At 72.9% G+C, this 12,226-nt stretch carries 14 protein-coding genes; 7 read left to right on the top strand and 7 right to left on the bottom strand.

Annotated elements, in window-relative coordinates:
- Positions 1-451 precede the first annotated feature (451 nt).
- On the top strand, positions 452-904 hold the full coding sequence (locus D2L64_RS04830; protein WP_119573430.1) for a GNAT family N-acetyltransferase: 453 nt from the start codon (positions 452-454) through the stop codon (positions 902-904).
- A 116-nt stretch (positions 905-1,020) separates the two neighbouring features.
- On the opposite strand, the gene ligD is transcribed toward D2L64_RS04830, so the two are convergent.
- Positions 1,021-2,046 carry a non-homologous end-joining DNA ligase gene (ligD, locus tag D2L64_RS04825; protein WP_119573429.1) on the bottom strand — a complete coding sequence of 342 codons (1,026 nt, stop codon included), beginning with the start codon at positions 2,044-2,046 and terminating at the stop codon, positions 1,021-1,023.
- A gap of 47 nt (positions 2,047-2,093) precedes the next feature.
- On the opposite strand from ligD, the gene msrB reads away from it, so the two are divergent.
- On the top strand, positions 2,094-2,504 hold the full coding sequence (msrB, locus tag D2L64_RS04820; RefSeq protein ID WP_119573428.1) for a peptide-methionine (R)-S-oxide reductase MsrB: 411 nt from the start codon (positions 2,094-2,096) through the stop codon (positions 2,502-2,504).
- Positions 2,505-2,612: 108 nt separating this feature from the next.
- Here the strand turns inward: msrB and D2L64_RS04815 are convergent, their stop codons facing one another.
- The 3 genes from D2L64_RS04815 to D2L64_RS04805 all read right to left on the bottom strand — a co-directional run bounded on the left by D2L64_RS04815 (position 2,613) and on the right by D2L64_RS04805 (position 4,395).
- Positions 2,613-3,203, bottom strand: a complete 591-nt coding sequence (locus D2L64_RS04815) for a DUF305 domain-containing protein (RefSeq protein WP_233558759.1) — start codon at positions 3,201-3,203, stop codon at positions 2,613-2,615.
- A gap of 68 nt (positions 3,204-3,271) precedes the next feature.
- Positions 3,272-4,012, bottom strand: coding sequence for a lytic polysaccharide monooxygenase (locus tag D2L64_RS04810; RefSeq protein WP_119573426.1), 741 nt, complete (start codon positions 4,010-4,012; stop codon positions 3,272-3,274).
- Positions 4,013-4,119: 107 nt separating this feature from the next.
- Positions 4,120-4,395 (bottom strand): isoamylase early set domain-containing protein, encoded by a 276-nt coding sequence (locus D2L64_RS04805; RefSeq protein ID WP_119573486.1) that lies wholly within the window; start codon positions 4,393-4,395, stop codon positions 4,120-4,122.
- A gap of 189 nt (positions 4,396-4,584) precedes the next feature.
- Here D2L64_RS04805 and D2L64_RS04800 point away from each other — a divergent pair, with 189 nt between their 5' ends.
- The 3 genes from D2L64_RS04800 to D2L64_RS04790 all read left to right on the top strand — a co-directional run bounded on the left by D2L64_RS04800 (position 4,585) and on the right by D2L64_RS04790 (position 6,666).
- The gene (locus D2L64_RS04800) at positions 4,585-4,845 is read left to right on the top strand and encodes a Prokaryotic metallothionein (RefSeq protein WP_119573485.1); all 261 of its coding nucleotides are present in this window, start codon (positions 4,585-4,587) and stop codon (positions 4,843-4,845) included.
- A gap of 142 nt (positions 4,846-4,987) precedes the next feature.
- Positions 4,988-5,428 carry a GNAT family N-acetyltransferase gene (locus D2L64_RS04795; RefSeq protein WP_119573425.1) on the top strand — a complete coding sequence of 147 codons (441 nt, stop codon included), beginning with the start codon at positions 4,988-4,990 and terminating at the stop codon, positions 5,426-5,428.
- Between the two features lie 155 nt (positions 5,429-5,583).
- Entirely contained in the window at positions 5,584-6,666 is a 1,083-nt protein-coding gene (locus D2L64_RS04790) for a lytic polysaccharide monooxygenase auxiliary activity family 9 protein (protein WP_119573424.1), read from the top strand.
- Positions 6,667-6,734: 68 nt separating this feature from the next.
- On the opposite strand, the gene hemQ is transcribed toward D2L64_RS04790, so the two are convergent.
- From hemQ to hemE, 3 genes are read right to left on the bottom strand one after another with little or no spacing between them, the layout of a single operon-like run.
- Complete coding sequence (gene hemQ / locus D2L64_RS04785; RefSeq protein WP_119573423.1) at positions 6,735-7,436, bottom strand: hydrogen peroxide-dependent heme synthase; 702 nt, start codon at positions 7,434-7,436, stop codon at positions 6,735-6,737.
- Positions 7,433-8,842 (bottom strand): protoporphyrinogen oxidase, encoded by a 1,410-nt coding sequence (hemG, locus tag D2L64_RS04780; protein ID WP_119573422.1) that lies wholly within the window; start codon positions 8,840-8,842, stop codon positions 7,433-7,435. Before hemG ends, hemQ begins: the two co-directional genes overlap by 4 nt.
- 5 nt (positions 8,843-8,847) lie before the next feature.
- On the bottom strand, positions 8,848-9,954 hold the full coding sequence (gene hemE / locus D2L64_RS04775) for a uroporphyrinogen decarboxylase (protein ID WP_119573421.1): 1,107 nt from the start codon (positions 9,952-9,954) through the stop codon (positions 8,848-8,850).
- Between the two features lie 193 nt (positions 9,955-10,147).
- Between hemE and D2L64_RS04770 the strand changes: the two genes are divergently transcribed.
- Entirely contained in the window at positions 10,148-10,720 is a 573-nt protein-coding gene (locus tag D2L64_RS04770; RefSeq protein WP_119573420.1) for a DUF3000 domain-containing protein, read from the top strand.
- Between the two features lie 60 nt (positions 10,721-10,780).
- Positions 10,781-12,100 carry a ribonuclease D gene (locus D2L64_RS04765; protein ID WP_119573419.1) on the top strand — a complete coding sequence of 440 codons (1,320 nt, stop codon included), beginning with the start codon at positions 10,781-10,783 and terminating at the stop codon, positions 12,098-12,100.
- The last annotated feature ends 126 nt before the right edge of the window (positions 12,101-12,226 follow it).

Raw genomic sequence — 12,226 nt, 5'->3', positions numbered from 1 at the left:
AGGGTCCCGTACACCCAAACGCCCCGCCTACTGCCGGTCTCTCCAAACACCAAGGGCCGACCCCCACACCGGGGGCCGGCCCTTACCCATCCACCCACCCCGGGGCCGACCCTCACCCACCCCCACCCCAGCCCCGCCCACCCCAGCCCCGTCCGGCCGAGCCCCGTCCGGCCGAGCCCCACCCGGCCCCGGCCGCCCGGTCCGGCGGTCTTGCACTTCCGTCACCGATACGCCAGGAGAATCCACCTTTGCCCGGACACGAAACGCAAGATCGACGCGAAGAGAGGTCGACGCGAAGAGGGCCAGCGCGGAGAGAGCCGACCGACGCGGGGTTGTGCGCGGAGGGGACGTGGGGGCATGGGTGCGACGGCGGGAGGGTCTCGACGGAGGTGGACGGTGGGTGTCGCGGGCGAGTGGAGATCGGTTCGCGCCGCTGTGCGACCCTCGCGGGATGAGCGACCTGATCTTTAGGGAGGCGGTCCGGGCGGACCTGCCCGCCGTGCTCGATCTGCTCGCCGACGACGTGCTGGGACGTACCCGCGACGTCGGGGAGGTCGACGCCACGTACGAGCAGGCGTTCGCGGACATCGCCGCCGACCCCCGTAACCAGCTTGTCGTCGCCGAGTCCGACGGCGAGGTGGTGGGCTGCGTACAGCTCACCTACATTCCGGGGCTCGGCCGGCACGGCGCCGAACGGCTGTTGGTCGAGGCGGTCCGGATCCGTTCCGACCGGCGGGGCGGCGGTCTCGGTCGGCAGATGATGACCTGGGCGATCGAGCAGGCGCGGCAGCGCGGCTGCGGCCTGGTGCAGCTCACCACCGACAAGACCCGCCACGACGCGCGCCGGTTCTACCTCGGCCTCGGCTTCGTCGCCAGCCACGAAGGCATGAAGCTCAGTCTCTGACCGATCATCGACCCGGCGCCCCGACCAAGCGGGACCGCCCGACCAAGCGGGACCGCCCGACCAGGCAGGCGGGGCCACCCGCTCGCCGGTGTCCGCTGGAGCCGACGGCAACCGGGTCAGCGGGGGCGGTCGCGGTCCTTGGAGGGTTGGACCCGCTTCGGTTCGCCGGGCATCTTCGGATGGTCCGGCGGGTACGGCAGGTCACCCTCGCCGGCTGCGGCGTCCCGCTCGGCCCACTCCAGCAACGGGGTGATGTCCCACCCGGTGTCGTCGATGCCGGCGTGCGGGTCACCGCGCTCGGCCAGCCGCTGCGGCACGGTCCGCAGGTCGAAGTCGTCGGGGTCGACGTCGGGCAGCTCGTCCCAGCTGACCGGGGTGGAGACGGTGGCCCGGGCGTTGGCCCGCAGTGAGTACGCGCAGGCGATGGTGCGGTCGCGGGCCATCTGGTTGAAGTCGACGAAGACCCGCGCGCCGCGTTCCTCCTTCCACCAGGCGGTGGTGACCAGGTCGGGACGGCGACGGGCCAGTTCCCGGGCCAACGCGATGGTGGCCCGCCGCACCTCGACGAACGTCCAGCGCGGCTGGATGCGCAGGTAGACGTGCACGCCTCGGCCGCCGGAGGTCTTCGGCCAGCCGGCGACGCCCAACTCGTCGAGGATGGCGCGCAGCTCGGCGGCGGCGGTGGCCGCGTGGGCGAAGTCGGTGCCGGGCTGCGGATCCAGGTCGACGCGCAGCTCGTCGGGGTGGTCGGGATCGACGGCGCGCACCGGCCAGGGGTGGAACACGACGGTGCCCATCTGCGCCGCCCAGGCCACATGGGCCAGGTCGGCCGGGCACAGCTCCGCGGCGGTACGCCCGCTGGGGAAGCTGATCTCGGCGGTCCGCACCCACGGTGGTACGCCCCGGGTCGGCACCCGCTTCTGGAAGAACATCTCTCCCTCGATGCCGTCCGGGAAGCGTTGCAGGGTGGTCGGCCGTTCGTGCAGCGCGCGCATGATGCCGTCGCCGACGGCCCGGTAGTAGTGGAAGACGTCGGCCTTGGTGAAGCCCCGCTTCGGGAAGATCACCCGATCCGGGCTGGACAGCCGTACGGTGTGCCCGGCGATCTCGATCTCCTCGGCCGGGGCCTTCGTGCCTGCCATTTCGCGACCATATGCGATGGGTCCGACGTTCGACGTACCGTTGGCACGTGACTCTTCCCGACAGTGAACTGCCCCGCACCGAGGACGAGTGGCGGGTCCGGCTCAGCCCCGCGGAGTTCCGGGTGCTGCGTGAGCACGGCACCGAGCCGGCGTGGACCGGAGAGTACGTCGACACCAAGACGCCGGGCATGTACCGGTGCCGGGCCTGCGGCGCGGAGTTGTACCCGAGTGACACGAAGTTCGACTCGCACTGTGGGTGGCCGAGCTTCGACGACGCCATCCCGGGTGCGATCAGGGAGATCGAGGACAACTCACTCGGCATGCGCCGCACCGAGATCCGCTGTGCCCGCTGCGACAGCCATCTCGGGCACGTGTTCCGAGGCGAGGGCTTCACCCCGAAGGACACCCGGCACTGCGTGAACTCGCTCTCCATCCGCCTGGACCCCAGCAACCCCTGACCCCACCCCCGGCCCGGCACCCGGTACCGCGCACTGAGCGCCCGAGCACCGGACGCCACGCACTGAGCGCCGGGCACTGGGCGCCACGCACTGGGCACTGGGCACCAGTCAGCCGGCGGCCGCCGGGCGGGCGGCCAGCAGCGCCACCTGGGCGGTACGCGACTGCTCGATCCGCCGGGCCAGGTCGCGTACCCGTTCGTCAGTGCCGGCGGCCAGGTGGGCCCGGGCCAGGTCGGCGGCGCCCCGCTGGTGAGCGCTGAGCACCTCGATCAGTACCGCGTCCACCTCGCCGTCCACGGCGGTGCGCAGCCGGGCCAGTTGGTCCGGGCCGGTGCCGTGGCCGGTGTGGTCGTCGGCGCGGGCAGTGCGCCCGGCCTGGGCCAGCCAGTCCCGGGCAGTGGCCAGTTCGTCGGCCTCGGTTACCTCGATGGCGGCGACCAGGGTCCGCAGTTCGGTGTCGGCGAGCCGGTCCCGGACCAGTCGGACGATCTCCAGGGTCTGCTCGGTGTGTCCGGCGGTCATCGACAGGAACAGCAGGTCGATGCCGGTCATCTCGGCCACGCCGGGGGTTGCGGACGCGACGGGTGCCGGTGTTGCGACGACCGGTGGTGCCGGGGTCGCACCGGCCGTCGGTGGCCCGCCGCATCCGGCGGCGCCCAGCGCGACGATCAGCGCTGCCGCCAGCCAGCCGACCAGCACCCGGTCACGGTGCGCCGGGCGCCGGACCGACGGGAGGTGCGGCCGGGTCCGACCGCACCTCCCGCTGGTCACAGCAGGGTCCACAGCGCCGGTACGTTCGGCGGCTCCCAGCCGGCGATGGCGGTGTGCGCCTGCCGGCAGCGGTACGTACGCCCGCCGTAGGTGACCTGGTCGCCGACGGCGTACGCGCGCCCGGCGGTCCAGGTGCCACCGGCCGGCGGGTTGCTGGTCGGGGTGGCCGTCGGGGTGGGCGGCGGCGGGCTGGTCGGGGTCGGACTGGGCGTGGGGGTGCCGCCACCTCCGCCGATCTGCAGGTCGACGCAGGAGTAGAAGGCGTTGGCGGTGTCGGAGATGTTCCAGACCGCCAGCAGCTTCTGCCGGCCGGAGTAGCCGGAGAGGTTGACCGTGTGCGAGACGGTGGAGCCCGGTTGGCGACCGCCACCGCTGAACACCGCCACCCGGGTGTTGCCGATGAAGTACTCCCAGTCGCGGGTGGCGTGCAGCGCGGTGTTGACCCAGGTGAAGGTCACCGTGGTGCCGACCGAGGTGGCCGGCCAGCCCCGGCTGTCGTCGTTGAGGACGGCGAAGTGCGAGATGTTGGCGTGGCAGTTACGCAGCCCCTTGGGGCCCTCCACGCTCTGCGGTTCCCACCTGATCTGCCCGCAGTCGGGGACTCGGTTCTGGGCGCAGAGCGCCTGGCGGCTGGGCGGTGCCGAGACGTACCCGTGGGCCTGGGCGGGGGTGGCGACGGCCAGGGTCGCGAGCATGGCGCCCGTCGCGACGAGCGGAAGGGTGATTCTTCGACGCATGACGGCGGCTCCTTTGCGGCGTGTTGCCTGGTGAGGTGCCACCAACATAATTTAAACCTTGTTAACAGTAAAGACCACTGTCAATAAAGGCAGCCGCTAGCGGGCCCTCAGAGCACCAGCAGGCCACCCTGGTCGTCCACCCGGTCGGCGGACTCGTCGTCGAACCACACGCCACCGGTGGCCAGGTACCGGAACCGGTGCCGCCCCGGGCCGAGGCGTACGGTCACCGTCCGGGTGCCGTCACGGCGGGCCACCAGCACGTGCTCACCGGGCCGCCATCCGTTGAAGGAGCCCACCACGCTCACCGTGCCGGGCGGGGCGTCCCGCGGAAGGCAGAAGGTGACCCGGGTCTGACTGCCGAAGAGCCGGTTTCGTTTGATCATCATCTTCCTCCCGGTTGGTTGCCGGAGGCGGGGCCGGGCCGCCGCCACCGGCCAGGTCACCTGGTACAACGGCCGACACGCGGGGGCGACACGCCGCCCCTTCCGGGGGATCCGTCCCACTTCCCACCGAACCCACCCGCGACCTGCCGCAGGCTGGGCCAAACACCGGCTTGCGGAGGGATGAGCGTCGTGGCGACGTGCGAGGTCTGCGGCAACGACTACTGGCTGGCCTTCGAGGTGCGTACGGTCAGCGGCGACGTACACACCTTCGACAGCTTCGAGTGCGCCGCGCACAAGCTGGCCCCGATCTGCGAGCACTGCCAGGTGAAGATCATCGGGCACGGGGTGGAGGTCTCCGGGCGCTTCTTCTGCTGCGGCCACTGCGCCCGCGCGGTGGAGGCCGAACAGGGCGCCGAGATCCGCGACACCGTCGGCGCCCGCCCCGCCTGACCGACGCGCGCCCCGGCCACCTCTCGAGATCTTGCACTTTCCGTCCCGCACAGGGGATGTTTCGCCCAGGTCGGCGACCGAAGGTTCAAGATCGCGTGGTGGCGGGGGTTGCGGGTGGTCCGCGACGTCCTAGCCTGGCGGGATGTCGAGCACCGAACTGCGGGTCGCCGGCTTCGCCGACCTGGACGCCCGCACCTTCCACGACCTACTGAGACTGCGGGTCGACGTGTTCGTGGTCGAGCAGGAGTGCGCGTACCCGGAGCTCGACGGCCGGGACGTGGAGCCCGGCACCCGGCACCTCTGGCTGGCCCACGACGGAGCTCCCCTGGCGTACCTGCGGATCCTGGCCGACCCCGGCGGCGTGGCCCGGATCGGACGGGTGGTGGTGGCGCCGTCGGCGCGCGGCAGTGGCCATGCCGGGCGGTTGATGACCGCGGCGCTGGCCGAGGTCGGCGACGGTCCGTGCGTGCTCGACGCCCAGTCGCATCTGGTCGGCTTCTACGCCCGGCACGGCTTCACGGTCAGCGGCCCCGAGTACGTCGAGGACGGCATCCCGCACACCCCGATGCGCCGCGACCGCTGAACCACACCCTCCGCCACCATTGACGGAAGGCGATGTTTTGTGCCATTCTTCCGGACGGAGCCAGCACAACGGTGCCACGCGCCGACCGGCCCGGGAGGGGCAACTCCCGAGCGTCCGGGCGATGTCGCGATCCGACGACTCCCCCTGGGGGCTCCATGTCCAACCTGATCAGATCATCCCGCACCGGGTGGCTGCTGGCCGTCGCGGCCGTCGCCATGCTGCTGCTCAGCACCGCGCTGGTCAAACCCGCCTCGGCACACGGCTCGGTGGTGAACCCCGCGTCGCGCAACTACGGCTGTTGGCAGCGCTGGGGCGGTGACTTCCAGAACCCCCGGATGGCCACCGAGGACCCGATGTGCTGGCAGGCCTGGCAGGCCAACCCGAACGCCATGTGGAACTGGAACGGCCTGTTCCGCGAGGGCGTGGCCGGCAACCACCAGGCCGCGATCCCGAACGGCCAGCTCTGCTCGGGCGGCCGCACCGAGAGCGGGCGGTACAACGCCATGGACGCGGTCGGTGCCTGGCGGACCACCCCGGTCGCCAACAACTTCCGGCTGAAGTTCTTCGACCAGGCCAGCCACGGCGCCGACTACATCCGGGTGTACGCGACCCGGCAGGGCTACGATCCGCTGACCAAGCCGCTGGCCTGGTCCGACCTGGAACTGGTCGGGCAGATCGGCAACACCCCCGCCTCGCAGTGGCAGCGGGAGGTCGACGGGGTGTCCATCGAGATCCCGGTGAACGCCCCCGGTCGTACCGGCCGGCACGTCATCTACACCATCTGGCAGGCCAGCCACTTCGACCAGTCGTACTACATCTGCAGCGACGTGCAGTTCGGTGGCGGCAGCACGCCACCGCCCACCACGGCGCCGCCGACCACTCCCCCGCCCACCACCGTGCCGCCCACCACGCCCCCGCCGAGCAACCCGCCGCCGGCCGGCGCCTGCTCGGCCACCTACCGGGTCACCTCGACCTGGTCGGGTGGGTTCCAGGGTGAGGTGCAGGTGACCGCGGGCAACGCGGCGATCCAGGGCTGGCGGGTGACCTGGACGTACGGCAACGGCCAACAGGTCAGCCAGGCCTGGAACGCCACCGTCAGTTCCAGCGGCAACACGGTGACCGCCACCAACGTCGGCTACAACGGCAGTCTCGGCTCCGGAGCCAGCACCACGTTCGGCTTCCTGGGCTCCGGCTCCAGCACCAGTACCCCGACGTTGACCTGCACGGCGACCGCCTGAACCCCGGCCGGGGTCGCGCCCCTCTCCCTCGGGCGCGACCCCGGCCGGTCCGCCGGTCCCGCCCCGCGTCAGCCGAGGGCGGTGATGATGTCGGCGATCGGGCGCCGGCGACCCGTGTAGAACGGAACCTCCTCGCGCACGTGCAGCCGGGCCCGTGAGGCCCGCAGGTCACGCATCAGGTCGACGATGCGGTGCAGCTCGTCGGCCTCGAAGGCGAGCATCCACTCGTAGTCGCCGAGCGCGAACGAGGCGACCGTGTTGGCGCGTACGTCCGGGTAGCCCCGGGCCATCTGGCCGTGCTCGGCGAGTAGCTCCCGACGCTCGGCGTCGGGCAGCAGGTACCAGTCGTACGAGCGGACGAACGGGTAGACGCAGAGGTAGGCACGGGCCTGCTCACCGGCGAGGAACGCCGGAACGTGGCTCTTGTTGAACTCGGCCGGCCGGTGCAGCGCCATCTGCGACCAGACCGGGGTCATCGCCCGGCCCAGCGTGGTCCGGCGGAACCGCAGGTAGGCGTCCTGCAGGTCGTCGCTGGACGCGGAGTGCCACCAGATCATCAGGTCCGCGTCGGCGCGCAGCCCGGCCACGTCGTACGTGCCCCGGACCACCACGTCCTTGCCGGCCAGCTCCTCGATCAGCGACTCGACCTCGCCGGTGACGTTGTCCCGCAGTGACGGCAGCGGCGCGCTGGCGCGGAACACCGACCACATCGTGTAGCGGATGGTGTCGTTGAGTTCCCGCAGCCGGGCCGCGTTGGTCTGCTCGGTCATCTACCCGATCCTCCCAGTGCCATGATGATCTCCTCGGCCGCCGTCTCGCCGGAGCGGACGCAGACCGGGATGCCGACGCCGTCGTAGCCCGCGCCGGCCAGCCGCAGCGTCGGATGCGCCGACCCCAGTGCCGAGCGCGCGGCGGCCACCCGGTCCAGGTGACCGGGGGTGTACTGCGGCAACGCCCCACCCCACCGCTGCACGTGCCCGGCGACCGGGTCGGGCAGCGGCCTGTCGAGCACCGCCGACAACTCCCGGTGCACCACGGCGGCGAGGTCCTGGTCGGAGCGTTGCAGCTGGGCCTCGTCGCCGTACCGGCCGACCGAGGCACGCACCAGCGCCAGCCCGTCCGGCCGCCGTAGGTGCCCCCACTTGGTGGTGAAGAACGTCGACGCCTTGATCAGCAGGCCCTCGGTGCTAGGCACCAGGAAACCGGAGAGCTGCGGCAACGCCGGCTCGGGCAGCGCCAGGGTGACCAGCGCGACGCTGGCGTAGTCCAGTTCGCCGACGCCCGCCGCCACCGGTTCGGCGAAGCCGGCGAGCAGCCGGGCCGCCGGCCGGGCCGGCACGGCCAGCACGACGGCGTCGACGTCGACGTGTTCGGGGTCGCGGGTCGGCCCGACGGTGAGCCGCCAACCGGCGCCGGTCGGGGTCAGCCCACGGACCGTCGCGTTGTCGCGTACGGTCGCCCCGCTGGCCGTCGCGGCGGCCTGGACCAGGGCGGTCAGCCCGCCGTCGAGGGTGCCGAAGACCGGCTCGCCCGGGGCGCGGGACGCGGCGGCCTGCGCCGCCCGGACCGCGTCGAGCAGCGTGTGCCGGGTACGGGCGGCACGGGCCAGGGCCGGCATCGTGGTGGCCAGGGACAGGTCGTCGGCGCGGCCCGCGTACACCCCGCCGAGCATCGGGTCGACCAGCCGGTCGACCACCTCGTCACCGAACCGGGCGCGGACCAGCGCGCCGACGGAGACATCCTGGTCCGGGCCGAGCAGCGGCCGGCCCTCGTCCCGGTCGGCCGCCGGAGTCGGCCGGGCCACCGCCGCCACCCTGTCCAGATCACCGGGTACGCCCACCAGCGTGCCGCCGGGGATGGGCCGCAGTTCGTCGTCGACGACGAGCGCCGCCTGCCCGACACTCGGGTGCACGATCCGGTCGGCCAGGCCGAGCCGGCGGACCAGGGTCACCGCCGCGGACTCGCCACCGGCCGGGTCACGCATCAGGAACGACTCGGCGCCGAACTCCACCGGGCCGCCGGCCAGCTCACCGGTGCGCAGCTTGCCGCCGAGCGCGCCGGACTGCTCGTACACGGTGATCTCGGTGCCGGCGGGTGCGCGGTCGCGCAACCGGACCGCGGCGGCCAGGCCGGTGATGCCGCCACCGACCACCGCCACCCGCCACCGCGTCGCCACGCCGGTCAGTCCCGGTCGGCGGGCCGGCCGGACAGCTCGTGCACCAGGGCGACCACCCGGGTGAGCACCTCCGGATCGGTCTCCGGCAGCACGCCGTGGCCGAGGTTGAACACGTGCCCCGGCGCGGCCCGGCCCTGGTCGAGGATCCGGCGTACCTCGGCCTCGATCACCGGCCACGGTGCGAACAGCACGCACGGGTCGAGGTTGCCCTGCACCGCCTTGTCCGGCCCGATCCGGCCGGTCGCGACGTCCAGCGGGGTGCGCCAGTCGACGCCGACCACGTCGGCGCCGGCCTCGCCCATCGCGCCGAGCAGTTCGGCGGTGCCCACCCCGAAGTGGATCCGCGGTACACCCGCGTCGGCGAGCCCGGCGAGCACCTTCGTCGAGTGCGGCAGCACGAACCGGCGGTAGTCGGCCTCGGAGAGCGCACCGGCCCAGGAGTCGAAGAGCTGCACCGCGCTGACTCCGGCGTCGATCTGAACCCGCAGGAACGCCAGGGTCACCTCGGCCAGTCGATCGGCCAGGGCGTGCCACAGCTCGGGCTCGCCGTACATCAGCGCCTTGGTCTTCGCGTGGGTACGCGACGGCCCGCCCTCGACCAGGTAGCTGGCCAGGGTGAACGGGGCACCGGCGAAGCCGATCAGCGGGGTGTCGCCCAGCTCCTTGACCAGCAGCCGGACCGCCTCGTCCACGTACGGGACGTCGTCGCGGCCGATCAGCCGGATCCGCTGTACGTCGGCGGCGGTACGCACCGGCTCGGCCACCACCGGCCCGGTGCCGGGCACGATGTCCAGGTCGACCCCGGCCGCGGCGACCGGCACCACGATGTCGCTGAACAGGATCGCCGCGTCCACGTTGTGCCGGCGGACGGGCTGGAGGGTGATCTCGGTGACCAGTTCGGGGCGGCGGCAGGACTCCAGCATCGCCACATTCGCCCGGATCTCGCGGTACTCCGGCAGGGAACGGCCGGCCTGCCGCATGAACCAGACCGGGGTGTGCGGGACGGACCGGCGGCGACACGCCCGCACGAAGGGCGAGTCGGCGGGCCCGCCGGGGCGGGATGCGTCGTCTCGGGCGGCGGTGCCCGTGCTGTCGGTGGTCATCGCGGCCATCGTGCCACGCGGGTATCCGCGCACCCACCCCCACCGCCCTGTTTGTGACGTGGAACGAGGGCACCCGGGCGCATTGACACCGTCACGGGACGGGTCGCGACGGGTTTGGTCACCGCCCGCCGGAGATCATCGGCGAGTCGATCGTCGGCGTGCCCTCCCGGGCGGACAGCGGGCGGCGGCTTAGGCTGCGGACATGGCCCCCCCGATCGCGCTTCCGGATTCGTTCGCCCGCGCGGTCTCCGGTCTCCGGTCGGCCACGCCCCGTCCGGAGATCTGCCTGGAGGAGGTGGGCGCGCCGCAACGACTCGCGCCGTACGCCTTCGCGCTCTCCGCGTCGGTGCTGCGCGACGACGACGAGGTGGCCACCGGGCGGCTGATCCTGCTGCACGACCCGGCCGGACACGAGGCATGGCAGGGCACCCTGCGGCTGGTCACGTACGTCACCGCCGAACTGGAGGCCGACCTGGCCGCCGATCCGCTGCTGGCCGGGGTGGGCTGGACCTGGCTAACCGACGCCCTCGACGCCCAGGAGGCGGGTTACCGGGCGATCGGCGGAACGATCACCCAGACCACCTCGCACCGGTTCGGCGACCTGGCCGGCCCGCCCGCCACCGCCGACATCGAGATCCGCGCCTCGTGGACGCCGACCGGCGTCGACCTCACCCCGCACCTGTACGCCTGGTGCACGCTGCTGGCCTCCACCGCCGGCCTGCCGCCCCCCGGCGTCACCGCCCTGCCGGAGCGCCGTCCCGCCACCACCGGCTGAGCCGACACGCGGCAGGGCGGGTGCGCGCCGCGCGATCCGCTCGCGCACTAGGGTTGTCAGGTGACCGACGAACCACCCCTGCGCCGTCGGGCCGCCGCAAGCCGTACGGGCACCGATCCGCACCACCCGCCGTCGGCGCGGCCGGAGCCGTCGGACGCGGGGACCGAACCCACCGGCGGCGAGTCCGTGCCGCTGACCGCGCCCCGTGAGGGCACCCCGGATCCGGTGACCGCACCGGAGCAACTGGCCGAGGTGGTGGCCCGATTCGCGGCCGGCAACGGGCCGGTGGCCCTGGACGCCGAACGCGCCTCCGGCTACCGCTACAGCCAGCGGGCATACCTCGTGCAGCTACGCCGTCGGGGCGCCGGCACCGCGCTGATCGACCCGGTACCGCTGCCCGACCTGAGCGCCCTGGACGAGGTGATCGCCGACACCGAGTGGGTGCTGCACGCCGCGAACCAGGACCTGCCCTGCCTGGCCGAGTTGGGACTCCGGCCGCGCCGACTGTTCGACACCGAACTGGCCGCGCGGCTCGCCGGCTTCGAACGGGTCGGCCTGGCCGCGCTCACCGAACAACTGCTCGGCTTCAGCCTGGAGAAGCACCATTCCGCCGCCGACTGGTCCAGCCGGCCGCTGCCGGAGTCCTGGCTGACCTACGCCGCGCTGGACGTGGAGTTGCTGACGGACCTGCGCGACGCGCTCGACGCCGAGTTGACCCGGCAGGGCAAGTCGCAGTGGGCGGCGGAGGAGTTCGCCGCGCTGGTGCGTACCGGTGCCCGTCCGCCACGGGTGCGGGCCGAGCCGTGGCGGCGTACCTCCGGCATCCACCGGGTACGCGGCGCGCGCGCCCAGGCACGGGTCCGCTCGCTGTGGTACGCCCGGGACCAGATCGCCGCCCGCCGGGACTCCGCGCCGGGTCGGGTGCTGCCCGACTCGGCCATCGTCGCCGCGGCGGAACTGGACCCGAAGGACGAGAAGACCCTGCTCACCCTGCCCGGTTTCGGTGGCCGGTCGGTACGCCGGCTGGCCCGCACCTGGCTGGCGGCGCTGGACGACGCGCGGCAACTGCCCGACGACGAGTTGCCGGTGACGCCGACGGTGGAGGGACCGCCGCCGCCGCACCGCTGGGCCGAGCGGGATCCGGCCGCCGCCGCGCGGTTGGCCCGCGCCCGCGAGCTGGTGTTGCGGTTGGCCGCCGAGCACAACCTGCCACCGGAGAACCTGATCTCCCCCGACACCATCCGCCGCATCGCCTGGCAGCCCCCGGAGGAGATCACCGAGAGCGCGGTCGCCGAAGCCCTACGCACCATGAACGCCCGCGAGTGGCAGCTCACCCTGCTCCTCCCCGCCCTCGCCGAAGCCCTCCTCCCACCCCCCTAACCCCACCCCCACCCCCACCCCGTCCCCCACCCCCACCCCCACCCCCACCCCGTCGGCCAGAGGGGTTGATCATGAAGTTGTTGCGCCGGTCGTCGGCGTGTCGTGACAACAAGTTCATGATCAACG

Source organism: Micromonospora radicis, assembly GCF_003583405.1.
Lineage (GTDB): Bacteria > Actinomycetota > Actinomycetes > Mycobacteriales > Micromonosporaceae > Micromonospora > Micromonospora radicis.
Note: the sequence above shows the minus strand (reverse complement) of the source record. Positions and strands in the feature narration are given on the sequence as shown.